This window comes from Paraburkholderia sp. SEWSISQ10-3 4, assembly GCF_030464785.1.
Lineage (GTDB): Bacteria > Pseudomonadota > Gammaproteobacteria > Burkholderiales > Burkholderiaceae > Paraburkholderia > Paraburkholderia aspalathi.
Genome location: NZ_JALPRI010000008.1, coordinates 165056 through 191743, shown reverse-complemented (window position 1 = coordinate 191743; position 26688 = coordinate 165056). Strand labels below are relative to the sequence as shown.

Annotated in this window: 27 protein-coding genes and 1 other RNA gene; 11 read left to right on the top strand and 17 right to left on the bottom strand. The window is 62.6% G+C overall.

Annotated elements, in window-relative coordinates:
- The first annotated feature begins 24 nt into the window (after positions 1–24).
- Positions 25–438: RNase P RNA component class A (gene rnpB / locus M0D68_RS18360), an RNA gene on the top strand.
- A gap of 110 nt (positions 439–548) precedes the next feature.
- Here rnpB and M0D68_RS18355 read toward each other — a convergent pair.
- On the bottom strand, positions 549–971 hold the full coding sequence (locus M0D68_RS18355; protein WP_063497318.1) for an OsmC family protein: 423 nt from the start codon (positions 969–971) through the stop codon (positions 549–551).
- A gap of 683 nt (positions 972–1654) precedes the next feature.
- Between M0D68_RS18355 and rplM the strand changes: the two genes are divergently transcribed.
- The 3 genes from rplM (at position 1655) to erpA (ending at position 3122) form a co-directional block, all read left to right on the top strand.
- Positions 1655–2083, top strand: coding sequence for a 50S ribosomal protein L13 (gene rplM / locus M0D68_RS18350; RefSeq protein ID WP_020069304.1), 429 nt, complete (start codon positions 1655–1657; stop codon positions 2081–2083).
- Positions 2084–2094: 11 nt separating this feature from the next.
- Entirely contained in the window at positions 2095–2487 is a 393-nt protein-coding gene (gene rpsI, locus M0D68_RS18345) for a 30S ribosomal protein S9 (protein WP_007180423.1), read from the top strand.
- 269 nt (positions 2488–2756) lie between these two features.
- Positions 2757–3122, top strand: a complete 366-nt coding sequence (erpA, locus tag M0D68_RS18340; protein ID WP_007180424.1) for an iron-sulfur cluster insertion protein ErpA — start codon at positions 2757–2759, stop codon at positions 3120–3122.
- Positions 3123–3200: 78 nt separating this feature from the next.
- On the opposite strand, the gene M0D68_RS18335 is transcribed toward erpA, so the two are convergent.
- Positions 3201–4331, bottom strand: coding sequence for an anhydro-N-acetylmuramic acid kinase (locus tag M0D68_RS18335; protein WP_093635474.1), 1131 nt, complete (start codon positions 4329–4331; stop codon positions 3201–3203).
- 206 nt (positions 4332–4537) lie between these two features.
- On the opposite strand from M0D68_RS18335, the gene tyrS reads away from it, so the two are divergent.
- From tyrS to M0D68_RS18320, 3 genes are all read left to right on the top strand, one after another.
- A complete protein-coding gene (gene tyrS / locus M0D68_RS18330; protein ID WP_093635476.1) occupies positions 4538–5782 on the top strand; it encodes a tyrosine--tRNA ligase in 1245 nt (414 codons plus the stop codon).
- A 54-nt stretch (positions 5783–5836) separates the two neighbouring features.
- Entirely contained in the window at positions 5837–6295 is a 459-nt protein-coding gene (gene dtd, locus M0D68_RS18325) for a D-aminoacyl-tRNA deacylase (RefSeq protein ID WP_093635478.1), read from the top strand.
- Between the two features lie 111 nt (positions 6296–6406).
- Positions 6407–7087 carry a histidine phosphatase family protein gene (locus tag M0D68_RS18320; protein ID WP_200618176.1) on the top strand — a complete coding sequence of 227 codons (681 nt, stop codon included), beginning with the start codon at positions 6407–6409 and terminating at the stop codon, positions 7085–7087.
- 33 nt (positions 7088–7120) lie between these two features.
- Here the strand turns inward: M0D68_RS18320 and ruvB are convergent, their stop codons facing one another.
- Together ruvB and ruvA are read right to left on the bottom strand one after the other, a co-directional pair.
- The gene (ruvB, locus tag M0D68_RS18315; protein WP_093635482.1) at positions 7121–8185 is read right to left on the bottom strand and encodes a Holliday junction branch migration DNA helicase RuvB; all 1065 of its coding nucleotides are present in this window, start codon (positions 8183–8185) and stop codon (positions 7121–7123) included.
- Between the two features lie 121 nt (positions 8186–8306).
- Positions 8307–8888 (bottom strand): Holliday junction branch migration protein RuvA, encoded by a 582-nt coding sequence (ruvA, locus tag M0D68_RS18310; protein ID WP_093635484.1) that lies wholly within the window; start codon positions 8886–8888, stop codon positions 8307–8309.
- A 197-nt stretch (positions 8889–9085) separates the two neighbouring features.
- Here ruvA and M0D68_RS18305 point away from each other — a divergent pair, with 197 nt between their 5' ends.
- Positions 9086–9718: a LysE family translocator gene (locus M0D68_RS18305; RefSeq protein WP_093635486.1), complete on the top strand. Its 633-nt coding sequence runs from the start codon at positions 9086–9088 to the stop codon at positions 9716–9718.
- A gap of 4 nt (positions 9719–9722) precedes the next feature.
- Here M0D68_RS18305 and ruvC read toward each other — a convergent pair whose 3' ends face one another.
- The 6 genes from ruvC to M0D68_RS18275 form a co-directional block, all read right to left on the bottom strand.
- A complete protein-coding gene (ruvC, locus tag M0D68_RS18300) occupies positions 9723–10265 on the bottom strand; it encodes a crossover junction endodeoxyribonuclease RuvC (RefSeq protein WP_093635488.1) in 543 nt (180 codons plus the stop codon).
- A 172-nt stretch (positions 10266–10437) separates the two neighbouring features.
- The gene (gene purH, locus M0D68_RS18295) at positions 10438–12003 is read right to left on the bottom strand and encodes a bifunctional phosphoribosylaminoimidazolecarboxamide formyltransferase/IMP cyclohydrolase (RefSeq protein WP_200618177.1); all 1566 of its coding nucleotides are present in this window, start codon (positions 12001–12003) and stop codon (positions 10438–10440) included.
- A 55-nt stretch (positions 12004–12058) separates the two neighbouring features.
- A complete protein-coding gene (locus M0D68_RS18290; RefSeq protein ID WP_007180440.1) occupies positions 12059–12292 on the bottom strand; it encodes a Fis family transcriptional regulator in 234 nt (77 codons plus the stop codon).
- On the bottom strand, positions 12289–13356 hold the full coding sequence (gene dusB, locus M0D68_RS18285; RefSeq protein WP_093635492.1) for a tRNA dihydrouridine synthase DusB: 1068 nt from the start codon (positions 13354–13356) through the stop codon (positions 12289–12291). The genes M0D68_RS18290 and dusB overlap by 4 nt, the downstream gene beginning before the upstream one ends.
- A 279-nt stretch (positions 13357–13635) precedes the next feature.
- The gene (locus M0D68_RS18280) at positions 13636–14877 is read right to left on the bottom strand and encodes a UbiH/UbiF/VisC/COQ6 family ubiquinone biosynthesis hydroxylase (RefSeq protein WP_093635494.1); all 1242 of its coding nucleotides are present in this window, start codon (positions 14875–14877) and stop codon (positions 13636–13638) included.
- A gap of 44 nt (positions 14878–14921) precedes the next feature.
- The gene (locus M0D68_RS18275; protein WP_200618178.1) at positions 14922–16328 is read right to left on the bottom strand and encodes an aminopeptidase P N-terminal domain-containing protein; all 1407 of its coding nucleotides are present in this window, start codon (positions 16326–16328) and stop codon (positions 14922–14924) included.
- Positions 16329–16561: 233 nt separating this feature from the next.
- Between M0D68_RS18275 and M0D68_RS18270 the strand changes: the two genes are divergently transcribed.
- Together M0D68_RS18270 and M0D68_RS18265 are read left to right on the top strand one after the other, a co-directional pair.
- On the top strand, positions 16562–17176 hold the full coding sequence (locus tag M0D68_RS18270; protein WP_175050754.1) for a glutathione S-transferase C-terminal domain-containing protein: 615 nt from the start codon (positions 16562–16564) through the stop codon (positions 17174–17176).
- A 294-nt stretch (positions 17177–17470) separates the two neighbouring features.
- The gene (locus tag M0D68_RS18265; protein ID WP_093635496.1) at positions 17471–18229 is read left to right on the top strand and encodes a M48 family metallopeptidase; all 759 of its coding nucleotides are present in this window, start codon (positions 17471–17473) and stop codon (positions 18227–18229) included.
- 126 nt (positions 18230–18355) lie between these two features.
- On the opposite strand, the gene lnt is transcribed toward M0D68_RS18265, so the two are convergent.
- From lnt to M0D68_RS18230, 7 genes are all read right to left on the bottom strand, one after another.
- Positions 18356–20065 (bottom strand): apolipoprotein N-acyltransferase, encoded by a 1710-nt coding sequence (gene lnt / locus M0D68_RS18260; RefSeq protein WP_200618180.1) that lies wholly within the window; start codon positions 20063–20065, stop codon positions 18356–18358.
- Between the two features lie 49 nt (positions 20066–20114).
- A complete protein-coding gene (locus tag M0D68_RS18255) occupies positions 20115–21011 on the bottom strand; it encodes an HlyC/CorC family transporter (protein WP_054034680.1) in 897 nt (298 codons plus the stop codon).
- Positions 21012–21241: 230 nt separating this feature from the next.
- Complete coding sequence (locus tag M0D68_RS18250; protein ID WP_200618181.1) at positions 21242–21955, bottom strand: gamma-glutamylcyclotransferase; 714 nt, start codon at positions 21953–21955, stop codon at positions 21242–21244.
- Between the two features lie 39 nt (positions 21956–21994).
- Positions 21995–22456 (bottom strand): rRNA maturation RNase YbeY, encoded by a 462-nt coding sequence (gene ybeY, locus M0D68_RS18245; RefSeq protein WP_054034485.1) that lies wholly within the window; start codon positions 22454–22456, stop codon positions 21995–21997.
- A 71-nt stretch (positions 22457–22527) separates the two neighbouring features.
- Positions 22528–23601 carry a PhoH family protein gene (locus M0D68_RS18240; RefSeq protein WP_200618182.1) on the bottom strand — a complete coding sequence of 358 codons (1074 nt, stop codon included), beginning with the start codon at positions 23599–23601 and terminating at the stop codon, positions 22528–22530.
- A gap of 46 nt (positions 23602–23647) precedes the next feature.
- Positions 23648–25021 carry a tRNA (N6-isopentenyl adenosine(37)-C2)-methylthiotransferase MiaB gene (gene miaB / locus M0D68_RS18235; protein WP_200618183.1) on the bottom strand — a complete coding sequence of 458 codons (1374 nt, stop codon included), beginning with the start codon at positions 25019–25021 and terminating at the stop codon, positions 23648–23650.
- Positions 25022–25183: 162 nt separating this feature from the next.
- A complete protein-coding gene (locus M0D68_RS18230) occupies positions 25184–26167 on the bottom strand; it encodes a LysR family transcriptional regulator (protein ID WP_200618184.1) in 984 nt (327 codons plus the stop codon).
- A 116-nt stretch (positions 26168–26283) separates the two neighbouring features.
- Here M0D68_RS18230 and M0D68_RS18225 point away from each other — a divergent pair, with 116 nt between their 5' ends.
- Positions 26284–26685 (top strand): VOC family protein, encoded by a 402-nt coding sequence (locus M0D68_RS18225; protein WP_200618185.1) that lies wholly within the window; start codon positions 26284–26286, stop codon positions 26683–26685.
- Positions 26686–26688: the final 3 nt, after the last annotated feature.

The following is a 26688-nucleotide window of genomic DNA, read 5'->3' as shown; positions in this document are numbered from 1 at the left end:
CGCAGTGTTAAAATGCGCCCCAGCAAAGCAGGCCAGGCAGTCGCGGCCTCTGCGGCTTCGGTCAAAGAGGGCGAGGAAAGTCCGGACTCCATAGGGCAGGGTGATGGCTAACGGCCATCCGTGGTGACACGCGGAACAGGGCAACAGAAAGCAAACCGCCGATGGCCCGGCGCAAGCCGGGATCAGGTAAGGGTGAAACGGTGCGGTAAGAGCGCACCGCGGCTGCTGCAAGGCAGACCGGCACGGTAACCTCCACCCGGAGCAATTCCAAGTAGGCAGGCTAGCATCTTCGAGATGCAGGACGGGGCCCCCGTCACGTCTGCGGGTAGGAAGCTTGAGCACGTCAGTAATGGCGCGCCTAGAGGAATGACTGCTACGCGCGTCGCGTTTTCGGACGTGGCGCGTGCACAGAATCCGGCTTATCGGCTTGCTTTGCCACCCAACAAAAAATGCCGGCGTCCGTGTGGACGTCGGCATTTTTATTTTGACGCGCTGGTTTGGCTCAATGCGCGGTTATCCGCGCAGAAGCCTGGGCCGAAGCGCCGCGTTCAACCCGCGACGATATCGAACGAGTGCGTGAGCTCAGCGGTCTTCGCGATCATGATCGACGCCGAGCAGTATTTGTCGTGCGACAGGTTGATCGCGCGTTCCACGGTAGCCGGGTTCAGATTCTTGCCCGTCACGGTGAAGTGGAAATGAATCTTCGTGAACACCTTCGGATCTTCGCTGGCGCGTTCGGCCTTCAGCGTCACCGAGCAGCCGGCGATTTCCTGGCGGCTTTTCTTCAGGATCATCACGACGTCGTACGCCGTGCAGCCGCCCGTGCCGAGCAGAACCATTTCCATCGGACGCGGCGCGAGATTGCGGCCGCCGCCTTCCGGCGCGCCATCCATCGTGACCAGATGACCGCTGCCCGTCTCGGCCGCAAATGCCATCCCGTCTTGCCCCATCCAGCTAACTTTGCATTCCATGCTGTGCTCCACCGCGCTGCGCTTATATCGAAAACGCATTGTAGCCCGGTGTTTGCGCGTCCGCCCGAGGGGACTTTCGCTGGAACTTATGCCCGATGACCGCTTGCATGTTGCGGTGCGGCATGTTTCGGCGATTCGGGAATGCCCTGACGGGTTTAGGGGTTTTACTCTAGATGATGTCTGTGTATGCAAGCCCTTAAAAGGACTTTTGTGATTGATTTTAAAAGGAATTTAGAATTTTTTGATCGGCGGGTTCGCCTGCCACATTGTAAAAACGCATTTCACAATGCAAATGTTCTTGCGTCGCACAAGTGCGCCTCATATAATCGATTCCATCGGTTGCAGCAGTTCTGCAACCTCCGCTGTCTCCTCCACCTCCTCCTTTGGTGGATTAAACCCGAACCGCTCGTTCGGGTTTTTTTTCGCCCACAGCTTCGATCTCACGAACGCCGGATTCGGGGCTAACGGGAAGGGCAAATGGCCAGATCTGGGTGCCGGATCGCCCGATTTCACGCCGAAACCCCCGCAAGCTTTGACTCGGCGTGACAAATTCCTTTATAATTCAGAGCTTTTCCGCATCCGCGCCCGCGGAGGAAGAACCAGGGAGAGCCTGCACGCGCCTCGATGCGCACACTACAAGCAGGAAAAAATACATTGGGCGCAGCAATTTTTTTGGATCGATCATGAAGACGTTTTCCGCAAAAGCCCATGAGGTTACGCGTGAATGGTACGTGATTGACGCGACGGATAAGGTTCTCGGGCGTGTCGCCAGCGAAGTGGCACACCGTCTTCGCGGCAAGCACAAGCCTGAATTCACTCCGCACGTCGACACCGGTGATTTCATCATCGTTATCAACGCCGGCAAGCTGAAGGTCACGGGCAACAAGGCTACTGACAAGAAGTACTACCGTCACTCGGGTTACCCGGGCGGTATTTATGAAACGACGTTCGGCAAGATGCAAGAACGCTTCCCGGGCCGTGCGCTCGAGAAAGCGGTCAAGGGCATGCTGCCGAAGGGCCCGCTCGGCTACGCGATGATCAAGAAGCTGAAGGTCTACGCTGAAGCAACGCATCCGCATTCGGCACAACAGCCGAAAGCGCTCGAGATCTAAGGGGAGCCCACATGATCGGTAACTGGAATTACGGCACGGGCCGCCGCAAGAGCGCCGTCGCACGCGTCTTCATCAAGGCTGGCAAGGGCGAGATCATTGTAAACGGCAAGCCTATCGCCGATTACTTCTCGCGCGAAACGTCGCTGATGATCGTGCGTCAGCCGCTGGAACTCACGAACCACGGCGTCACGTTCGACATCAAAGTCAACGTGAACGGTGGCGGTGAAACGGGTCAAGCCGGTGCGGTTCGCCACGGCATCACCCGCGCGCTGATGGATTACGACGCAACGCTGAAGCCGGAACTGTCGAAGGCTGGCTTCGTTACGCGTGACGCTCGTGAAGTCGAACGTAAGAAGGTCGGCTTCCACAAGGCACGTCGCCGGAAGCAATTCTCGAAGCGTTAATCGCTTCGTGTGCAATCCGGCTTTCGGGCTGGAATGCTGCAAAAGCCGCCAACGCTTTCGCGAAGGCGGCTTTTTTTATTGGTTTGCAGCCAAGCTTTGCAGTAAGGGTTTTGTTGCTGGATGTGCCGGCGCGGTCTGCTCAGGCAAGCTGGTGGCGGGATCAGGGCCGACCGTTGAATTTGCTGTAAGAACCCATTGATTTTGTGGGCTTCGGCACGATATCGAGATCAGCCCTACAATAGCGGTTAGAAGCTTTTTGGAGAGTTCGAATGAACGCAGTCACCGATACACCCGTGACCGAGATGCCCGCCCCCTTCGTTTTTACCGACGCAGCGGCTGACAAGGTCAAGCAACTGATCGAAGAAGAAGGCAATGCGGACCTCAAACTGCGCGTTTTCGTGCAGGGCGGCGGCTGCTCGGGCTTTCAGTACGGTTTTACCTTCGACGAAGCCGTCAACGAAGACGACACCGTCATGAACAAGAGCGGCGTCCAGCTGCTGATCGATTCGATGAGCTACCAGTATCTGGTCGGCGCTGAGATCGACTACAAGGACGACATCAACGGCGCGCAGTTCGTCATCAAGAACCCGAATGCTACGACCACGTGTGGTTGCGGTTCGTCGTTCTCGGTTTGATGGCTGATTAGTCGACAGGTTGTAAAAGAAAACGGGGCTTCGGCCCCGTTTTTTATTGCCTGAGCTGAATTCCCCCAATCACCGCGGGTAGATCGCCCCCAGTACGCGTTCGGCGGTGGCGCCGGTGACGGCCGGTAAATTGCCCGGCAGGCGCGCCACGCAGCGCATTGCCAGCCAAGCGAAGGCCAGCGGCTCGACTTGGCTCGGCGGTACGCCGAGCGCGTCGGTTGTCATCACGGGCACGCCGCTTACGCCACTGTCCTCCAGCGCCTGATGCAATGCTTTCAGGATCTCCGGATTGCGCGCGCCGCCGCCACACACATAGACCGCCTTGGCGTCCGATGCATGCCGTTCGATTTCGCGAGCCACCGTTACGGCGGTCAGCGCGACCAGTGTGGCTTGCACGTCGGCGGGGGCGAGGGCGGCGAATGGTTGGAGCTTGGCATCCAGCCATTGCGGGTTGAACAAGTCGCGGCCGGTGCTTTTTGGTGGTTGGGCCGAGAAAAAGGGCTCGTCGAGCAGTGCGTTCAGTAACGAACGATCGACCTGTCCACTTGCGGCGAAATGGCCGTTTTCGTCGAAAGGCTTGCCGAGATGGCGCTGCGCCCATTCGTCAAGCAGCGCGTTCGCTGGTCCGCAGTCGAAGCCGCGCACGCCGCCGGTCGCGTTCAGGATCGTGATATTGCTGATGCCACCGAGATTGCAGACCACCCGTGTTTCGTCTTTCGCGCCGAACACCGTGGCGTGAAACGCCGGCACGAGCGGCGCGCCCTGGCCGCCGGCCGCGACGTCGCGGCTGCGAAAATCGGCGACCACGTCGATGTGCATCATTTCCGCGAGCAGCGCGGGGTTGTTGATTTGCCGCGTATAACCCTTTTCCGGCCGATGCCGCACCGTCTGACCATGCACGCCGATTGCACGGACTTCCGAGGCCGGCACGCGGCTCGCGCCCAGCAGTTCGTGGCAGCACACCGTGTAGCGTGTGGCGAGCGCATTGGCGGCCAGCGCCTCACGCTCGATCTCGTTGTCGCCCGGCTGTTGGAGCGCGAACAGCGCGTCGCGCAAGCCTGCCGCGAAACCGACAAACGCTTCGGCCAGCACCACCGGCGGCTTTCCTTTCGCGAATCTGACGGCAACACCGTCCACGCCGTCCATGCTCGTGCCGGACATCAATCCCAGGTACACGCCGTCTGCGGGGTCTTGCGCCACGTTGCTGCTCCTCTCGATGATTCGTTGCGATCTGTTTTAGCAGATTATCGGTGCAAGTGCGGTCGAATATAAAGCGTGACGCTGCCAATGGCGCGTCCCGACAGACCGAAATCATGCGCTGACGGCGCGCTTGTGGCCGAGTCAGTAGGCGCGGCGGCGCGCATCTATGGGACAATCTCCTTTTTTCGCGACTTCACGTTTCCAGCATGACCACCGAGTCCACCAAGCCCAGCCCCGCCTTCCCGATCACCGACGAAGTCCGTCACGCACTCGCCGTCACCAAACGCGGCGTCGACGAACTGCTGATCGAAGAAGAATTCGCACAGAAGCTCGCGAAGAGCGCGGCCACCGGTGTGCCCCTGCGCATCAAGCTCGGCCTCGATCCGACCGCGCCGGACATCCACATCGGCCACACGGTCGTGCTGAACAAGATGCGCCAGTTGCAGAATCTCGGTCACACGGTGATTTTCCTGATCGGCGACTTCACCTCGCTGATCGGCGATCCGTCGGGCCGCAACGCTACGCGCCCGCCGCTTACGCGCGAGCAGATCGAATCGAACGCGAAGACATATTTCGAGCAGGCCGCGCTCGTGCTCGATCGCGAAAAAACCGAAATCCGCTACAACAGCGAATGGTCGATGCCGCTCGGCGCCGACGGCATGATCAAGCTCGCCTCGCGCTACACGGTGGCGCGTATTCTCGAGCGCGAAGATTTCACCAAGCGCTTCCAGGGCGGTGTGCCGATCTCGATCCACGAATTGCTGTACCCGCTGATGCAAGGCTACGACTCGGTCGCGCTGAACGCCGACCTTGAGCTCGGCGGCACGGACCAGAAGTTCAACCTGCTGGTGGGCCGTGAACTGCAGAAGCAGTATGGTCAGGAACAGCAGTGCATTTTGACGATGCCCTTGCTCGAAGGCCTGGACGGCGTCGAGAAGATGTCGAAGTCGAAGAACAACTACATCGGTATCAGCGAAAAACCGACGGATATGTTCGGCAAGCTGATGAGCATTTCCGACGTGATGATGTGGCGTTACTTCGAACTGCTGTCGTTCCGTCCAATGGACGAGATCGCCGGCTTCAAGAAAGAGATCGAAGCGGGCCGCAATCCGCGCGATTTCAAGGTGATGCTGGGTCAGGAAATCGTCGCGCGCTTCCACTCGCAAGCCGATGCCGAACGCGCGCTCGAGGACTTCAATCATCGCGCGAAGGGCGGCGTGCCGGACGATATTCCGGCCGTGACGCTCGCGGGCGCACCGCTCGCAATCGGCCAGTTGCTCAAGCAGGCCAATCTCGTACCGTCGACCAGCGAAGCGCTGCGCAACATCGAGCAGGGCGGCGTGAAGATCGACGGCACGACCGTGTCGGACAAGGGCCTGAAGGTCGAAGCCGGCGAGTACGTCGTGCAGGTCGGCAAGCGCCGTTTTGCGCGCGTCACGCTGACGGCTTGATGGCTCAGCGATAACGATGCTGATTCGGGCGTTGTTGCATCCGGAGTCGAGCCGATGATCGCGCTGATCCAGCGCGTTCGCCGCGCGGAAGTGCGCGTGGACGAGCGCGTGACCGGCGCGATCGAGGCGGGCTTGCTCGCGCTCGTGTGCGCCGAACGTGGCGACACGGAGGCCGCAGCCGACCGGCTGCTCGCCAAGGTGCTCGGCTACCGCGTCTTCAGCGACGCGGCCGGCAAGATGAATCTCTCCGTGCAGAATCTCGACGGCGCCGGGCGCGCGGGCGGCCTGCTGCTCGTTTCGCAGTTCACGCTGGCGGCCGACACCAATAGCGGCCTGCGCCCCAGCTTCACACCCGCCGCGCCGCCCGACGAGGGCAAGCGACTATTCGACTACTTCGTCTCGGCGGCGCGCGCAAAGCACCCGATCGTCGAGACGGGCGAGTTCGGCGCCGATATGCAGGTGTCGCTCGTCAATGACGGACCGGTCACGTTCTGGCTGCAGACGAACGCTTGAGCTTCCACTGCTGCCGCATGGTGTATTCGGCGGCACGCATCCATTCCTCCAGCCGCTTTTTGCGACAATAGCGGCTCGGCATAACCGGCTACTGGCGCCCACGTCCATCCCATGACCACGCAGATTCTGTTCATTCGCCACGGCGAGACCGACTGGAACCGCATCAAGCGCATTCAAGGTCACATCGACATTCCGCTCGCGACGACCGGCCTCGCGCAGGCGCAACGCCTTGCACGCCGCATCGCGGGTGAGGTCAAAGAGGGCGCGCGGCTCGACGCGATCTATTCGAGCGATCTGCAACGTGCCCAGCAAACTGCGCAGCCGATCGCCGACGCGCTCGGCCTGCCGCTGCAACTGCGTGAGGGTTTGCGTGAGCGTTCGTATGGCGCGTTCCAAGGGCACGACAGCGACGAAATCGCAGTCCGGTTCCCTGATGAATACGCGCACTGGCAAACCCGCGATCCGGGTTTTGCGCCGCCTGAAGGTGAGTCGCAGCGCACGCTCTATCACCGCGTGCTGCACGCGATCGAGCCTCTAGTAGCCGCGCATCCGGGCGGTCGGATCGCTGTCGTCGCGCATGGCGGCGTGCTCGATTGCGTGCGTCGCTTTGCGTGCGGTTTGTCACTCGATGCGCCGCGCGATTACGCGTTGCTGAACACGAGCGTCAACGTAGTGGATTATGCCGACGACGCCAGCAAGGCGACGATCGTGTCGTGGGCGGACGTGTCGCACCTCGACGCACCGAGCGACGACGATAGCTTCAAGAAGAGGGTGCCGGAACCGGGGCGTTAAACGGCGCGAGTTATTTCAACTCGCGCATCCGGTTCAGGTCGCGGCCGCGTCCCACAGGCCGGATATGGGGCTCGAAGCGTCCGGTGCAGCGAGGCCGAAATGCCGGTACGTGAGCAACGTGGCGACGCGGCCGCGCGGCGTGCGCTGCAGGAAGCCTTGCTGGATCAGATACGGTTCGAGAACGTCTTCGATCGTGTCGCGCTCTTCGCCGATTGCCGCTGCCAGATTGTCGACGCCGACCGGGCCACCGTCGAATTTGTGCAGGATCGCCTCGAGCAGTTTGCGGTCCATCAGGTCGAAGCCGACCGCATCCACGTCGAGCATCTTGAGTGCCGCGTCCGCCACTTCTGCGGTGATGTTGCCGTCCGCTTTCACCTCGGCGAAATCGCGCACGCGGCGCAACAGCCGATTCGCGATCCGCGGCGTGCCGCGTGCGCGCTTGGCGATTTCGAATGCGCCATCCGGGTGAATCTGCGCATGCAGCAACGACGCCGAACGGGTGACGATGCGCGCCAGTTGTTCGGCGTTATAAAACTCGAGCCGTGCGACGATACCGAAGCGGTCGCGCAGCGGATTGGTCAGCATACCCGCGCGGGTAGTTGCGCCGACCAGCGTGAACGGCTGCAGATCCAGCTTCACGCTGCGCGCGGCCGGTCCTTCGCCGATCATGATGTCGATCTGATAGTCCTCCAACGCCGGATACAGAATTTCTTCGACGACTGGCGAGAGCCGGTGGATTTCGTCGATGAATAAAACGTCGTTGGCTTCGAGGTTGGTGAGCAATGCGGCGAGGTCGCCGGCGCGTTCAAGCACCGGGCCGGACGTTTGCCGCAGATTGACACCCATTTCCCGCGCGATGATGTGCGCGAGCGTGGTCTTGCCGAGACCCGGCGGCCCGAACAGCAGCACGTGGTCGAGCGATTCCGACCGGCGCTTGGCGGCCTCGATGAAGATTTCCAGCTGACCGCGCACTTTTTCCTGCCCGACATATTCTTCGAGCTGGCGCGGGCGCAACGCGCGCTCGAACGCTTCTTCGTTCGGCGAGACGGGCGTGGCCGCGATGATGCGCTCGGCGGCGAGTTTGTCGGTTTCGATCATGCGGTCATTGTACCGCGCCCCGCCCGTTGCGAAACTCGGCCGAACGGCCAGGGTGTGCGCCGCGCTGCCGTGTGCGAAGCTTCACTTGTCGCACGCGGCTCCACCGTCACGGCACGAGCTTTTAACCCTTGGACAACGCCTTCAACGCGAGCTTGATGCCTTCGGAAACACCGGTGCCGGCCGGCACGTTCTTGACGGCCGCCAATGCTTCTTTTTCGGAGTAACCCAATGCGATCAGTGCGTTCAGGATGTCGGACGCGTGGTCGGATGCCGACGCCGCGCCCGCCAGCGCGCCCAGATCGGCGCCGATCTTGCCCTTCAATTCGAGGAGCAGCCGCTCCGCTGTTTTCTTGCCGATGCCCGGCACGCGAGTCAGGCGCGCGGCGTCCTGCATGGTGACGGTCTGCGCCAGCTCATGCACGCTCATGCCGGAGAGCACGGCGAGCGCCATACGCGCGCCGATGCCGGTGATCTTCAGCAATTCGCGGAACGTCGAGCGTTCCTCGGCAGTGCCGAAGCCGTACAGCAAATGCGCGTCTTCACGCACGATCATTTGCGTGAGCAGCACGACGCGTTCGCCGGTCGAGGGCAGGTTGTAGAACGTGCTCATCGGCACATCGACTTCGTAGCCGACCCCGTTGCAGTCGACGAGTAGGTGCGGCGGGTTTTTTTCCAGCAGAACGCCGGCAATGCGACCGATCATGGCGGATTCAATCTTGAGAGAAAGGGCGAGTGTAGCGCAGTGGATGCGCCGCGGGCGTGGTAGCGCGATGGGGCGTCGGCAAGCAGCGCAGTAGCGCGCTGCATTATGCGCAACTGCGGTTGACCAGCGTGTTGCAGCCCCTCAGACCGAGATCCCTTTTGGCGGGTTCTCTCCCGGCACAACCAGAAGGAGCTTCCATGCTGAGCCTCACCACTCTCGCGCTGTTTGCCGGCGCGTGTCTCGCATTGACCGCCACGCCCGGCCCCGACATGCTGCTGATCGCTTCGCGCAGCGTGAGCCAGGGGCGTCCCGCTGGTTTCGCCTCGTTGGCGGGTATTCTGGTCGGGACTTACTGTCACGCACTAGCCGCCGCATTCGGTCTGTCGCAGCTGTTCCTGGCCGTGCCGATGGCCTACGACGTCGTGCGTTTCGCCGGCGCCGCCTATCTGCTGTATCTCGCCTGGAAGACGTTCCGCACGCAAGGCACCGTGCTGTCGCCGAATGCGTCGATGAGCCGTTATCCGGTCGGTCGCATCTTCCGGCAGGGTCTCTTCACCAATTTACTGAATCCTAAAGTCGCGCTGTTCGTGCTCGCGCTATTTCCTCAGTTCGTGCGGCCCGAAGCGGGCTCGGTGGCGCTGCAGATTATGGTGCTCGCGACCGTGCTGAATCTGATCGGCTTCTGTGTGAACGGCGCCGTGATTCTGATGGCGAGCAAGCTGAGCCGTAAGCTCAGTGCCGGGCGCAGGCCGTCGCGCGTGCCGCAGTATTTGTTGGGGACGGTGTTTGCCGGACTGGCGTGCCGCTTGGCGCTGGCGAGTCGAAACTGAGGGCCTAGCCGACCAACCGTCCGCGTCGCACTCGCAGGCCCTTCTTGGCTAGCGACGGCGCGATGCCGCCCAGCGTGCTAAGCGTCGAGCCCCCATGCGCGTGGCAGATCGCCATGCCGAGGGCGTCGGCCGCATCGGTGCCTGGCACGCCGGAGAGGTTAAGCAGCCGTACCACCATCTGCTGCATCTGTTCCTTGGTCGCGCGGCCATAACCGACCACGGCCTGCTTCAACTGCAAGGCCGTGTATTCGGCAACCGGCACGCCACCGGCCACCAGTCCACAGATCGCCGCGCCGCGCGCCTGGCCGAGCAGCAAAGTGGATTGCGGGTTGACGTTGACGAACACTTTTTCGATCGCCGACTGATCCGGCGAGTGCTGGCGGATCAGCGTCGAAATGCCTTCGAAGATGGTGCCGAGACGCGACGGCAGATCGGCGTCGGCGGTTTTAATCGTGCCGCTCGCGACGTAGCTGAGCTTATGGCCGTGTTGATCGATCACGCCGAAGCCGGTCACGCGCAAGCCGGGGTCGATGCCGAGAATTCTCATGAGGTGCCGCACGTGCGGTAAAAACCAGGTGCTTGCGATACTACAACGAACGCGCCATGTGGCGGGCGGTGTTCCAAAACAAAACGGCCCGGCGGAAAACTCCACCGAGCCGTTTCGCTCAAGCTACGCGGGCGAGCGGCGCGTAACGCTCACGCCGCCCGCGAAGCCGAATTCAATGCCGGAAGTGACGCACGCCGGTCAACACCATCGCGATGTTGTGCTCGTCTGCTGCACCGATCACTTCGTCGTCACGCATCGAGCCGCCCGGTTGAATCACGCAGGTTGCGCCTGCCGCCACCACCACATCCAGACCGTCACGGAACGGGAAGAACGCGTCCGACGCCACGGCCGAGCCGGTCAGCGTCAAACCAGCGTTCTGCGCCTTGATGCTCGCAATACGCGCCGAGTCCACGCGGCTCATCTGGCCCGCGCCGACGCCGAGCGTCATGCCGTTGCCGCAGAACACGATCGCGTTCGACTTCACGTACTTCGCAACGCGCCATGCGAACAGCAGGTCGTCCATTTCCTTCGGCGTGGGGTGGCGCTTCGTGACCACGCGCAATTCGTGCGGCTGCACGTTCTTCGAATCGAGCGATTGCACCAGCAGGCCGCCGCCGACGCGCTTCAGATCGAACGCGTTATGGCCTTCGCCCAAGGCGATTTCCAGCAGACGCACATTCTGCTTGGCCGTGAACACCTGACGAGCCGCCGCGCTGAACGACGGGGCGATCAGCACTTCGACAAACTGCTTGGCCACCGCTTGCGCTGCCGTTTCGTCGACTTCACGGTTGAACGCGATGATGCCGCCGAACGCCGAGGTCGGGTCGGTCTGGAACGCCTTCGCATACGCTTCGTTCGCGTCCGCGCCCACTGCGACGCCGCACGGATTCGCGTGCTTGACGATCACACAAGCCGGTACGTCGAACGTCTTCACGCATTCCCACGCTGCATCGGAATCGGCGATGTTGTTGTACGACAGTTCCTTGCCCTGCAACTGGTTGTAATTCGCCAGTGCGCCGGCCGGCACCGACAGATCGCGGTAAAACGCAGCGCTCTGGTGCGGGTTCTCGCCGTAGCGCAGATCCTGCACCTTGTCGAAAGCCAGGTTGAAGGTAGCCGGATAAGTATTGCGCGACGAGTGTTGCAATTCGTCGGTCAGGCTTGTCAGGTAGTTCGTGATCGCACCGTCGTACTGCGCGGTGTGCGCGAACACCTTGGTGGCCAGACGGAAGTTCGTCTTGTAGGCAACCGTGTTGTTGTTCGCGCGCATTTCGTCGAGCACGACCGCGTAATCCGCCGGATCAACCACGACGGTCACGTCGCGATGATTCTTCGCGGCCGAGCGCAGCATGGTCGGGCCGCCGATGTCGATATTCTCGATCGCGTCTTCCAGCGAGCACTCTTCCTTCGACACGGTCTGCACGAACGGATACAGATTCACGACCAGCAGGTCGATCGTCGGAATGTCGTGCTTTTCAAGCGCGGCCATGTGTTCCGGCAGGTCGCGGCGCGCGAGAATGCCGCCGTGCACCTTCGGATGCAGCGTTTTCACACGCCCGTCCAGCATTTCCGGGAAGCCCGTGTAGTCGGCGACTTCGGTGACGGAGAGGCCCGCGTCCGCGAGCAGTTTCGCGGTGCCGCCGGTCGACAGGATCTTGACGCCGAGGTCCGACAGCGACTTGGCGAAGTCGACGATGCCGGACTTGTCGGAAACGGAGATGAGCGCTTGCTTGATCATGATGAAGACGAAAAGCCGAAGGGAAACGTGGCAGGGCGCCTGAAACTACAACGAACTACAACAGACCGTGCTGTTGCAGTTTCTTGCGCAGCGTATTGCGGTTGATGCCGAGATACTCGGCGGCCAGCGACTGATTGCCGCCGGCCTGCTCGAGCACCACTTCGAGCAAGGGTTTTTCCACGCATGAAATAACCATGTCGTAGACGTCATGCGGATTGGAGCCGTCGAGATCCTGGAAATACATCCCCAGACTGTCGCGGACGGATTGTTCGATATTGTTCTTGCTCATGCTGCTAGTCGGTCGGTATGGTCCGGCTCGCCGTCATTCTTGCTGAGCGTCTCGTCGACGTAGACGAGGCGGTCGGAAATCGCCTTTTGGGCGTCGAAGAATTCGTTGACGGCGAGGAGTTGTTCGCGCGTGGTGTCCAGCGTATTCATACGGTGCCGGAACACGTTGGCGCCAGAAAGGCCGCGAGTGTACCAGCCGATATGCTTACGCGCAGTGCGCACGCCCGTAAATTCGCCGTAGAACGCGTAGTGATCTTCGAGATGCTCGTTCATCACCTGCTGGATTTCGTCGATGCGCGGCGGCGGCAGCAACTCACCCGTTTGCAGGAAATACTCGATCTCGCGGAACAGCCACGGACGCCCCTGGGCGGCGCGGCCGATCATGATGGCGTCGGCGCCGGTGGCGGCGAGCACCTCGCGGGCTTTTTGCGGCGACGTGATGTCGCCATTGGCGACCACCGGAATGCGCACCGCTGCTTTGACGGCAGCGATGGTCTCGTATTCGGCGTCGCCGTGATACAGGTCGGCGCGCGTGCGGCCGTGCACGGTCAGCATGGAAATGCCGGCGGCTTCGGCCAGACGGGCGACCGTCAAAGCGTTTTTGTTGTCGCGATCCCAGCCGGTGCGGATCTTCAGCGTGACGGGCACGGCATCCGGGCCGACGCCCACCGCGCCTACCACGGCCTCGACGATGCGCTGCACCAGCGGCTCGTTCTGCAGCAAGGCGGAACCCGCGGCCACGTTGCACACTTTCTTGGCCGGGCAGCCCATGTTGATGTCGATGATCTGTGCGCCGTTCGCCACGTTGTAGCGCGCGGCTTCGGCCATCATGGTCGGATCCGCGCCGGCGATCTGCACGGCGATCGGTTCGACTTCGCCCGTGTGGTTGGCACGGCGCATGGTTTTTTCGCTTTTCCACAACTGCGCGTTCGAGGCGACCATTTCCGACACCGCATAGCCCGCGCCCAGCCGTTTGCACAGCTGGCGGAACGGCCGGTCGGTTACGCCGGCCATGGGGGCGACGAACAGGTTGTTACGCAGATTGTGGGGGCCGAGAGTGGGCATGACTTGGACGCGCTTGTGGCCGATTGTTAAGTTTCTGACAATCGAAGATTGCGCGAAATGCGAAGGAAAACCGCCATTTTAGCGTTAACGGATAGTCGACACCCGACTTGAGTCTGCCGTAACTCATTAAATCTTCTATGAAAGTGGTCCGGTCCATAGAACCGGCACCGTTCGCGTGGCGCCGCCAATGTGCGTGCTTATTTGCCGTTGTATGTGCCTGGTACGGTGCCTAAAAAGGCTGCAACGGCCGAGGGCGTCAGGCGCGAACGGGCGGCGCGCTCAGCGGCGCTGGCCGAACATCATTTGCCGCGCCAGCGCGGTTTTCACCGGCGGCACGAATTCGAGCGCGGTGAGAGCGAGGCCGCGCAAGGCGGCGAGCGGCGGGAAGTCGACGGTGAATAGACGTGCGAGCGTGTCGGTTGCGCCGATCGTCAGGCGGCGGTCGAGCGCGCGGCGTTGCGCGAACGTCGCCAGAGCCAGCGGGGTCGGACCTTCTGCCGACAAGGCATCGGCGAGCGCGTGCGCGTCGCGCAAACCCAGATTCAGACCCTGACCTGCCACCGGATGCAGCGTCTGCGCCGCATTGCCGATTGCGACGACATGGCCGTTCACCAGCGTATCGACCGCGTTCAGTCCGAGCGGGAACGATGCGCGTCCCTTGATTTGCGTAAAGCGGCCCATGCGGTTGCCGAATGCGGTGCCGAGTTCAAGCAGGAATTCGTCGTCGGAGAGTTGTGCGCGTCGCGCGGCTTCGTCAGGGGCGCAGCACCAGACCAGCGCGTAATTCGCGCCGCGCACGCCGCCCATCGGCAGCAATGCGATCGGCCCTTGCGACGTGAAGCGCTCCCACGCCACATGCGGTTGCGGTGCCGACACGGTGACCGTGCCGACCAGCGCGGTCTGCCCGTAATCGCGCGTACCGCCGCCGGCGCTGCTGCCTGCCTCCCCGGTGGCTTTCTGTTTCTGGTCGCCGAACAGCCCCCCTTCGGCATTCACCAGAATCCGCGTGCGCAGATTGCGCGTGACACCCGCGGTTTCGATCGGCAGCGTGACGCCGTCGAGGTCCTGAGTCGGCGCCGCGGCGGAGGTGGAGCGGAACCAGTGCACCGAGCTCGCGTGAACCGCTTCGGCGAGACCATGCACGATCGAGCCATAACGCAGGACGTAGCCGAGCGCCGGCAAACCGTGCTCGCTGTGGTCGATCAGCGTGCGGCCGAAATGGCCGCGCTGCGAGACGTGGATGCGCTGGATCGCGGTGGCGTCGGCAGGCCAGCGCAGCGGCTCGAGAATCATCCTGCTGCCGTGCGAGACGGCGATCGCGCGTGGATCGGCAATCGAATCTTCCGGTTCGCGCGCGTCGATCAGCGCGATCTTCAGCGCCTGCGTCGCGCTGCGGCGCGCCAGCCAGCCGGCAAGCGCCAGACCGACCGGCCCGGCCCCGACGATCGTCACGTCGAAATCGAAGCCATGGTCGGACGCGGCGGGTTTCAGAATCACCGTCGACTGGGAAACGTCGTTCATTGCGGGTTTGCTTCCTTGTGTTGCTGCCTGGGTAACTGCCGCGGTTACTGCTTTAGCGGCTGGGCCGCGCGGGTTTCCTGCATCAGCGCCTCGATCTCGTCGGCCGCCACCGGGACGTCGCGTGTGATCAGCTCGCAACCCGCCGCCGTGACGATTGCGTCGTCCTCAATGCGGATGCCGATGTTCCAGTAGCGCTCGGGCACGCCTTCAGTCGGACGGATGTACAGACCGGGCTCGATGGTCAGCGTCATCCCCACCTGCAGCGTGCGCCACGGCAGCGCGCCCGCTTCGTCGCGCGGCGCGCCGCGTTCGCGGTAGTCGCCGACGTCGTGCACGTCCATGCCGAGCCAGTGGCCGGTACGGTGCATGTAGAACGGCGCATAGGCGCGCTCCGCGATCACTTGGTCGACCGAGGCGAACTTCGCGCGGTCGATGATGCCGGTGTCGAGCAGGCCTTGCGACAGCACGCGCACGGCGGCCTGGTGCGGATCGTCGAAGGTCGCGCCGACGCGGGTGGCGTCGACGGCAGCCTGCTGCGCGGCCAGCACGATGTCGTACAACTCGCGCTGCGCCGGCGTGAAGCGGCCGCTCGCCGGGAAGGTGCGGGTGATGTCGGAGGCGTAGCCGTCGAGTTCGCAGGCGGCGTCGATCAGGATCAGGTCGCCGTCCTGGGCGATCGCGTTGCCGGCCGGGTAGTGCAGCACGCAGGCGTTGGCGCCCGCGGCGACGATCGACGTGTAAGCCGGCGCCTGCGAGCCGAATTTGCGGAAGGTGTAGAGCAGCTCGGCTTCGAGTTCGTACTCGCGCACGCCGGGGTGGCAGGCGGCCATCGCGCGGCGATGTGCCTGCGCGGAAATCTGCCCGGCGCGGCGCATGATGGCGAGTTCGTGGGGATCCTTGATGAGCCGCATGTCGTCGAGCAACGGGATCAGATCATGCGCGGCCGTGGGCGCGGCGACGCCGCTGCGTCCCAGCGAGCGCACCGCGTCGAGCCAGCCGCGCACCTGTTCGTCCAGTTCCGCCGACGTGCCGAGCGCGTAATGCAGCGATGGCTTGTCGGCGAGAATGCGCGGTAGCTGCGCGTCGATTTCGTCGACGGGGAAGGCGGCGTCGAAGCCGAACGCCTCGCGTGCGCCCTCCGGCCCGAAACGGAAACCTTCCCACGTCTCGCGCTCGACATTTTTCTCGCGGCAGAACAGGATCGAGGCCGGTTCGCCCGATGCGGCGCTTGCGTCCAGCACCAGCCACGCCTCGGGTTCCGTGAAGCCCGTCAGATAGTAGAAGTAGCTATCGTGCCGGTAGGGGTAGTCGGCGTCCCGGTTGCGCAGCTTTTCCGGCGCGGTGGGGACGATGGCGACGCCCCCACCCGTCGCGCGCAGCGCGGCGAGGACGCGCTCGCGGCGCGTGCGGTAGACGTCGATGGCGATGGTGGGTTCGGTCGGCTGGTTCATCGTGAGATTGTAGCGCCCAATGCGGAGACTTATTTTGCGCGGATACTGGCGGGCAGAGGTGGTCGCCCCGGCCACGTTGGCCATTTGGCCGGGTAGACGGCATGCTGGCGTCGCGGCAATGTTGCAATCCATCCACAGCGAGCATCCATGCGGCTTGCGAAGCGACTGCGCTGTGCTCGGGAATGCCGCCGACCACTTATACTTTCGCCGAATTCAAGAAAAGGCAGATGGTAATGATGAAACTCATCGGTTCGCTCGCCAGCCCGTTCGTGCGCAAAGCGCGGATCGTTCTGGCCGACAAGAAGATCGACTACGAACTCGTGCCCGAGAACGTCTGGGCGCCGGATACCACGATTCACACCTTCAATCCGATCGGCAAGGTGCCGTGCCTCGTGATGGAAGACGGCGAAGCGGTGTTCGACTCGCGGGTGATCTGCGAATACGTGGATACGCTGTCGCCGGTCGGCAAGCTGATTCCGCCGTCCGGGCGTGAGCGCGTCGAAGTGCGCTGCTGGGAAGCGCTCGCCGACGGCATGCTGGACGCCGCGGTGCTGATTCGCCTCGAAAGCACCCAGCGCGCGCCCGAGCAGCGCGTGGACGCGTGGGTCGCGCGGCAGCAGCGCAAGATCGATGAAGGCCTGATAGCCATGTCCCAAGGCTTGGGCACCAAGCCGTGGTGTACGGGCAATCACTACACGCTCGCGGATATCGCTGTGGGCTGCGCGCTGGGCTACCTCGATTTCCGCATGCCTCAGTTGAACTGGCGCGAAGGGTATCCGAACCTGGATAAACATTTCCAGAAACTGTCGCTGCGTCAGTCGTTCATTGATACGGTGCCGGCGGACTGAACGGAGTACGCGTTACCGCTCAACGGTGCGGTTGTCTGGAATCGCGCCGCCCGCAATTTTCGCTAAATTGCAAAATGATGTCATTCACGCTTTCATAAGCATAAATTTAAGCTTACGTTTGTGGTAAAAATGCGCCTACCCGTCAGGCGCATTTTTTTGTCTGTCGCGTGGCGTAATGGTTTATGCAATCGACATACGCGGAGTTTTTCTCCCGTGATCTGCGGCCATTGCGAATGGGCGGTGCATTAAAACGCGCCGTCGATATTAATAACGTCCGCAAAAGAGACTTCCACCATGAAATCGTACCGCTTTGTCATTGCCGCTTCCGCCTGTGCGCTGTTTGCTGCGTGCTCGAACGTGAGCAACGTTAATCCGACTGCGCTGATCCAGTCCGGCCAGCAGGCCGCTCAGGCCGCCACACTCAGCGATGCTGACGTGCGTACGCTGACCGACAAGTCGTGCGCGCAGCTGGATAGCGAAAATCAGATTGCCCCCGCAAACAGCAAGTATCAGAAACGCCTGAACAAGATCGCCGCGCAACTGGGCAACAACATCAACGGCGTGCCGGTGAACTACAAGGTGTACATCACCAAGGACGTCAATGCATGGGCGATGGCCAACGGCTGCGTGCGCGTCTATAGCGGCCTGATGGACATGATGAACGACAACGAAGTGCGCGGCGTGGTCGGCCACGAGATGGGCCACGTTGCACTCGGCCATACGAAGAAGGCGATGCAGGTCGCGTACGCGACTTCGGCGGCGCGTACGGTGGCATCGTCGGCGGGCGGTGTGGCGGGGGCATTGTCCGGTTCGCAGCTTGGCGATTTTTCCGAGAAGCTGATTAATGCGCAGTTCTCGCAAACCCAGGAAAGCGCGGCCGACGATTATTCATTCGACTTGCAGAAAAAGAAGAATCTCGATCCGTCGGGATTGGTGACGGCGTTCAACAAGCTCGCACAACTGGATGGCGGCAAGTCGAGCATGTTGAGTTCGCATCCGGCTTCACCGGCGCGCGCACAACATATTCAGCAGCGAATTGCGTCGAATCAGTAAAGCCTGATTTCTTATAAGCGCGCGCTCACGGGGTTCCGGAGCGCGCGTTTTTCTATTGAGGCGAGATTCACCACTGCGTTTTCACATATAAACGGCATGCGCACAGTCACGCCGTTTTATCGCGAGTTATTTCTTACCGTTTTGCCGCCGCGTAATCCCCGGCCCGAATGCAAACCCGAACGCCAGCAGCAATAGCGAAACGGCCAGCACCGTGTTATTGCCGCTCGTCACATAAGGCGTGCTGCCCGAGGTGCCTTGCACCGTCACATCGAGCGAGCCGATCGTGAACGGCGTCAAGCGCCCGATCACCTTGCCGTTGGCGTCGATCGCAGCGGTCATGCCGGTGTTGGTCGCGCGCAGCATGGGCCGGCCGGTTTCCAGCGAACGCATGCGCGCAATCTGCAGATGCTGATCCAGCGCGATCGTGTCGCCGAACCAGGCGAGATTGGTCGAGTTGACCAGTACACCCGCGGGCGTGTCGCTCTCGCGAATGTTCCGCGCAATCTCCTCGCCGAAAATATCCTCGTAGCAGATATCGACCGAGACCGGCTGGTTATGCACGATGAACGGCTTCTGCACCGGCGCGCCGCGCGCGAAATCGCCGAGCGGAATGCTCATCAGATTCACGAACCAGCGAAAGCCCCACGGCACGAATTCACCAAACGGCACGAGATGGTGTTTGTCGTAGCGATATACGTCGCGCGTGCCCGGCGTGACGCCGAACAGGCTGTTCGTGTAGTCGACCACCTGACCCTCCGGCGTAATCGTGCCGCCGATCGCGCCGAACACGATCGCGGTGCCGGTCGTGTCTGAAAAGTTGCGCACTGCTGACGCGAACTGCGGCGGCAATTGCTGCGCGAGCACCGGAATGGCGGTTTCCGGCGTGACGATCAGATCGGCCGGCTTGGATGTGATCATCTGCTGATACTGGTCGATCGCAGCGCGCATGCCGGCTACTTCGAACTTCATTTCCTGTTTGACGTTGCCCTGCAGGAGGCGCACCGTCAGCGGCGCGTTGGCCGGCAGGGTCCATTGCGCGAGCGGCAGCAGCAGGCCGGCTGCGATCAGCGCAACCGCGATTCCCCCCGGCACAGCAACGCGTGCGACGCTGCGTTTAGCCTCGTTGCCGGCATCGGTGGTATCGAGCTGCCCGCGCGAAGGCAACAGCGGTATCAGCGCCTGCACGATCAATGCGGCCACCAGCGCCAGCATCCAGCCGACGCCGTACACGCCCGCGACGGGCGCAAACCCGGCGAACGGGCCGTCTACCTGCGCATAACCACTCGAGAGCCATGGAAAACCGGTGAACACCGTGCCGCGCAACCATTCGCCAATCGCCCACGCGCTCGCAAACGCCAGCGCGCCATGCCAGGTCGGAGAAAACGGTTTGTCGTTGTCGGATGCACCGTTGCGCGCGTGCCCCGCGCAGAACGACCAGACGCCGGCAGCCAGCGCCGGATACACCGCCAGATACAACGTGAACAACACGACCGCTGCGCCCGCGAGCGGTGCGGCCATGCCGCCGTAGTCGTGCATGCTGACGTACAGCCACCATACGCCGGTGACGTAGTTGCCGAAGCCGAATGCGCCGCCCGTCAGCGCGGCGCTTTTCCAGCCGGTCGTGCGCGTGAGCCATGCGAAAAAGAACACGAAGATCACGAGTTCGAGCCAGCCGCCATGCGGCGTTGGCGCGAACGACAGCGTATTGGCTGCACCGGCGGCCAGCGCGACGAGGTAATGCCAGCGGGGCAGTGCACGGCCGCGCGCCTCCTGGGTGGCAGGGGCGACAGGGGCACTCACGCCGCGGCGCGAACGGGATGTAATCGGGTCGGCCATTGTTGCGCGGTCGGCGTGAGAAGTTGAAGAGGCGAAGAAAAGGAGCGGATCAGGTCTGCACGTGCTGTGCTTCGCGCTCGCGCTGGCCCGCGAGCGGGTCGCGGCGCACCAGCAGCATGTGAATCTGGCGGGCGTCGCCGCGCAGAATCTCGAAGATCAGATCGTCGAGGCGGACTTTTTCGCCGCGATGCGGCACCCGTCCAAAATGATGCGTGACGAGACCGCCGATCGTATCGACTTCGTCGTCCGGAAAATGTGTGCCGAAGGACTCGTTGAACTGCTCGATCTCCGTGAGCGCGCGCACGCGGAAGCGGCCGTCCGGCGAAGCGATGATGTTGCCACTTTCTTCGTCGAAATCGTATTCGTCTTCAATATCGCCGACGATCTGTTCCAGCACGTCTTCAATCGTGATCAGGCCTGCCACGCCGCCGTATTCGTCGACCACCACCGCGAGGTGATTACGATTCACGCGGAAGTCGTGCAGCAGCACATTCAGGCGCTTGGACTCCGGGATGAAGACGGCGGGGCGCAGCATGCCGCGCACGTCGAATTCGTCTTCGGCGTAGTAGCGCAGCAGGTCTTTCGCGAGCAGCACACCAATGATGTTGTCGCGATTGCCTTCGAATACCGGATAGCGCGAGTGCGCTTTTTCCAGCACGTAGGGGATGAATTCGGCGGGATTGTCCGCGATGTTGATCGCGTCCATTTGAGCGCGCGGCACCATGATGTCGCGGGCGCTGAGTTCGGACACCTGGAATACGCCCTCGATCATCGACAGCGAGTCGGCGTCGATCAGGTTGCGCTCGTGCGCGTCCTGCAGGATTTCCAGAAGTTCGGCCCGCGAGTCGGGCTCGGGCGAGATGAAGTCGGTCAGACGCTCGAGGAGTGAGCGTTTTTCCTGTGGTTTGTCGCTAGTTCGGTGTCGACTGGGATACGTGTCGTTCATGGTAGTGCGCCCGGCGAGACTGGGCGCGCTGTTGCAGAGCATTAAGGATACACCAGGCACATGGCAGGACCGTGTCCTGCCGGGCTGGGCGATGAGTGAAGCAGTGATGACCCGCCCGGCCGCGCGCGGTGGGCATGGGTCAATCCTAACTGATTACGCGAGGAAAAGCGTTTTCGAGCAAAAAAGTAAGGATCGAGCGGGGCGCTGAAGTGGGCGCGGCTGCGTTTGCCTTATTGTGCCGAGCCTTGGCCCGTTTGCCGCTCAGCGTCATGACCGGCCTCGCGGCTTTCCTCGCGGCAACGCTCGAGCAGCGCTTCGAGCGCGCGGTCGGGCATGCCGCTTTCGCGCAACGCGTGGACGGTGCGGCTCACGTAGTCGAGCGTGGTGCCGTAGCGGCCGCTCGCGCAGCCGAACACGGTTTTGACGACCTCGTCACGTAGTTTGCCGGTGTAGGTCGGCACGTCGCGCCGCATCACGAACGCGAGCGCGTCGACGCGGCGGCCGTCGGCGAGCACGCAGGGCAGCCACGTCGGGCGATACGAACCCATTGGCATTTCACGGCGCCACAGCGCTTCCAGATGCGGCATCGCACCCTCGGCGGCGAGGCGGAAGGCGATGCCGGAGCATGAGCCGCCGCGATCGAGCGCGAGCACGAGGCCCGGCTGTTCGGGCGTGCCGCGATTCACGCGTGACCACAGATACAGTCCGCGGTGATAACCATGCACTTTCGAGCGGGCCGCTTCGACACTAGGCAGACCGGGATTCCAGATCAGCGAACCATAACCGAACAACCACAGATCGCTCTTGCGGTCCCAGTCACGCAACGTGCATTCGAGCGACGTGCGCAACTCCTCCTCAGTCAGCAGCCGCGGTTCGCCGAGCGCGGGCGGGTAGTCCGGGCAGGGCGTGCGTTGCGTATCGGTTTCAGGGGAGGACGTGCTCACGGTAGTTTCTGACTGAGAGGGTAAAGAGGTTGGGAAAGACTATTGGTAAGGATCCGGGAACCCGAGCTTGCCGAGAATTTCGGTTTCGATCGCTTCCATCTCCTCGGCTTCTTCCTCGACCTCGTGGTCGTAGCCTTGCGCATGGAGGGTGCCGTGCACCAGCAGATGCGCGTAGTGCGCGATCAGCGGCTTACCCTGTTCGGCGGCTTCTTTTTCGACCACCGGACAGCACAGGATCAGATCGCCCGTCACCGGATCGTCTTCCGATTCGGCGTACGCAAATGTCAGCACATTGGTCGAGTAATCTTTGCCGCGATAGGTGCGGTTCAGCGTGCGGCCTTCTTCGGCATCGACGAACCGCACGGTCAGCTCGCCGTCTGCGAAGAGCGCCGCCTTTATCCAGCCGGCCACGGTGGCGCGCGGCAGCAGCGCCTTATGTTCCGGCCAGGTCTTGGCGGCGGGGAATTGCAGATTCAACGTCAGTTTCGGTGCGCGGCTCATGCTTGTTCGGTTTGTTGCCTGGTTTGCTGCGGCCTGTCCAGTGGAGCTCGGCTCAAAATTAACGACGCAATCTAGCGCGAATCCGCCGGACTGGCGGTTTTCTGCGAATGCGCATCGTACGCCTCCACAATTCGCGCGACCAGCGGATGCCGCACCACGTCCGCGCTCGTGAAGCGCGTGAGCGCAATGCCGCGCACGTCCGCGAGAACCTGCTGCGCTTCGATCAGCCCGCTCTTGTGACCACGCGGCAAGTCGACTTGGGTCGTGTCGCCGGTGACCACGGCCTTCGAGCCAAAGCCGATCCGCGTAAGGAACATCTTCATCTGTTCGGGCGTGGTGTTCTGCGCCTCGTCGAGGATGATGAACGCGTGATTCAGCGTGCGGCCGCGCATGTACGCGAGCGGTGCGATTTCGATCATCTGGCGCTCGAACATCTTGGCGGTCTTGTCGAAACCGAGCAGGTCGTACAGCGCGTCATACAACGGACGCAGATACGGATCGACCTTCTGCGCCAGATCGCCCGGCAGGAAGCCAAGACGTTCGCCCGCTTCGACGGCCGGACGCGTCAACACAATGCGTTTGACCTGATCACGCTCCAGTGCGTCCACCGCGCAAGCCACCGCGAGATAGGTCTTGCCCGTTCCCGCCGGACCAATGCCGAACGTCACGTCGTGCGAAATGATCTGCTTCAGATACTCGCGTTGCATCGGCGTGCGGCCGCGCAGGTCGGCGCGACGCGTGTACAGCTTCGGGCCGAGTTCTTCGAGGTCGTCGTCGCCGCTGTCGGCGGGCTGATCGAACGGGTGATCCGGATTGCCCGGAAAGCGCGGGTCCAGCGCTTCCGTGCCGTGGCCGTTGCCGTTCGCGCGATGGCGTGCCGGCTGACGCACTTCAACGAGCGCGAGCTGGATGTCGTCGACCGACAGGGGCTTCTGCGAGTTGTCGTAGAACTTTTCGAGCGCGGTAAGCGCGAGTTTCGCGCCGCGCCCGCGAATCGTGATGCGGTGGCCACGGCGTTGCAGCGTCACGTCGAGCGCCTGCTCGATCTGCCGCAGATTTTCGTCGAGCGGTCCGCAGAGGTTGGCGAGCCGCGCGTTGTCGTCGCGCGGTGCGGTGAATTCCAGATGCTGCTGAGTGGTCTTCAAGGCGGAGGATCGATCCTGTCGGGGTTGTGACGCTGGCTGGCGTCGCTCAGTGGGTGGTTGCGGGCGCGTCGTCATGTACCAGCACGAGCTCGCCACGTAACGAATGTGGGTACGCATGGACGATTTTCACGTCCACCATCTGGCCGATCAGCCGTGCGTGCGACGCGACCGGCGCCGGGAAATTCACCACGCGGTTGTTCTCGGTGCGGCCCGCGAGTTCGTTCGGGTCCTTGCGCGCCGGGCGTTCGACCAGAATCCGCTCGATCTTGCCGACCATCGAATCGCTGATGCGCTGCACGTTCTCTTCGATCGTAGCCTGCAAATATTGCAGACGTTTGAGCTTCACTTCACGCGGGGTGTCGTCGTGCAGATTCGCAGCCGGCGTGCCGGGACGCGGGCTGTAGATGAACGAGAAGCTGGTGTCGTACTTCATCTCGTGCACGAGCGCCATCATCTTGTCGAAGTCTTCTTCCGTCTCGCCCGGGAAGCCGACGATCATGTCGGTCGACAACGACAGGTCAGGGCGGATCGCGCGCAGCTTGCGGATCACCGATTTGTATTCGAGCACGGTGTAGCCACGCTTCATCGCCATCAGAATGCGGTCGGAGCCGTGCTGCACCGGCAGATGCAGGTGGCTGACGAGCTTCGGCACCTTGGCGTAGGTGTCGATCAGGCGCTGCGTGAATTCCTTCGGATGCGACGTGGTGTAGCGAATCCGTTCGATGCCAGGAATGTCCGCGACGTATTCGATCAGCTGGGCGAAGTCGGCGATCTCCGACGAACCGAGCGTGATGCCGGCGCGGTAAGCATTTACGTTCTGGCCGAGCAGCGTGACTTCACGCACGCCCTGGTCGGCGAGTCCGGCGATTTCAGTCAGCACGTCGTCGAGCGGACGTGACACTTCTTCACCGCGCGTGTACGGCACGACGCAGTAGCTGCAGTACTTGCTGCACCCTTCCATGATCGACACGAACGCGCTCGCGCCATCCACGCGCGCCGGCGGCAGGTGATCGAACTTTTCGATTTCCGGGAACGAGATGTCGACCTGAGCGCGGCCGCTTTCGCGGCGCTTGTCGATCATTTGCGGCAGACGGTGCAGCGTTTGCGGCCCGAACACCAGATCGACATACGGTGCGCGCGCAACGATCGACGCGCCTTCCTGGCTCGCCACGCAACCGCCCACGCCGATGATCAGATTCGGGTTCGCTTCTTTCAACTCGCGCACACGGCCGAGTTCGGAGAAGACTTTCTCCTGCGCTTTTTCGCGCACCGAGCAGGTGTTGAAGAGAATAACGTCCGCGTCTTCCGGGGTGTCGGTTTTGACGAGGCCTTCAGCCGCGCCGAGTACGTCGACCATCTTGTCGGAGTCGTACTCGTTCATCTGGCAGCCGTAGGTCTTTACATAAACTTTCTTGGTCATCGATTTTCGCCGGTCGCAGTGGTTAACCTGGGGGCGTCGTTTAAAAGGTGGAGAGAGGTGAAAACGTGCGGACGGCGCCGCGGGGCGGCGCTGGGGCTTGCTCGAGCCCGCTTGAGCCTATTCCGGTCCACTTTCAATGCACGTTTGCAGCGTAGCTCAATATTATAGCCCTTCACCGGATGCGGTTTCCGCGGCGGCCTTGGCGCGCGGCCGCTCCGGCGGCAAGCCCAGCAGGCCTTCCAGTTCGTCCGACACCTGCGCGAAGCGCTCGCTCAGAAAATCGAGCAGCACGCGCACACGCGGCGCCATGAAGCGGTTGCGATGGTAGAGCGCGTGCAGCGGCGCGTCCGGGTAGCGCCATTCGGGCAGCAGGATTTTCAGGCAGTCGCCGCGCAAGTCCGCTTCCACGTCCCACATCGACTTGATGACGATCCCGTAGCCGCGCCGCGCCCATTCGCGGGCGACCGCGCCGTCGTTGGTTTCCCGGGACGTTTCGAACGGCACAGTGTAGTGCTGCACTTCCTCGCCGCGCGTGAAACGCCATTCGTTGGCCGGGCCGGATGCGGTGCCGAGCACGATGCAGTCGAAATTCGCCAGATCGTTCGGGTCTTTCGGCTCGCCCTTGCGGGCGATGTAGTCCGGCGACGCGCACAGCACACGGCGGTTCGACGCCAGCTTGCGGGCGATAAGCGAGCTGTCCTGCGGCACGCCGAAGCGGATCGCCAGATCGATGTCTTCCTGCACCAGATTCGATAGCGAGTCCGACAGCGTCAGCGCGAACGTGACTTCCGGATAAAGCGCGTTGAACTCGTCGAGCCAGTGCATCAGCAGGTTGCGGCCGAAGTCCGAGGTCGCGGAGATCCGCACCTTGCCGCGCACCACGCCCTGGCCGGCTTGCAGCGCGGCTTCGGCGTCGTCGAGCGATTGCAGCGCCTGGCGGCAGCAGTTCAGGTAGAGGCGGCCTTCGTCCGTGAGCCTCAGCTGACGGGTGGTGCGCTCGAACAGGCGCGTTTTCAGGCCAGTTTCGAGTTTGGCCAGCCGCGCGCTGGCGGCGGCCGGCGTCAGGCCCATCTTGCGGCCCGCCGCCGACAGGCTGCCCTGCTGCGCCGCTTCGACGAACAGGCGGATATCACCGAGGTTATCCATCGCGATCTTTCAAAGTTATTTGAAAATGTTTCAAATGCTACGCCAATTATCAAATCGACGTGTTCCGCTCACAATGCACTCCTCGTAAACCCTTTGTGCTCCGTGCAGCCCACACCATGCAACTCGATCACGCAACGATCGTCACCGCCGACCTCGAGACCGCCCGACGTTTCTTCGTCGACGTCGCCGGGCTGACGGAGGGCGCGCGTCCGCGGTTTTCGATCGACGGCTACTGGCTGTATGCGAACGGCCGGCCGGCGATTCATCTGATCGATGCGACGGTGCCCGCCGTAACGGGCAGGGCCATGCCACGCATCGACCATGTCGCCTTCCGGCTGGAAAGTGCCGACGAATGGGCGGCGCTCTTGCGGCGCGTGCATGCGGCGGACCTGCCTTATCGGCTTGCCGAAGTGCCGCAGATGGGGCCGCAGCAAGCCGGGCAGCAGTTGTTTATCGCGCTCGCGCCGGGCGTGGTCATCGAATTCGTAACGGCGCTGCGCAACGCCCACCGTAGCTAACAC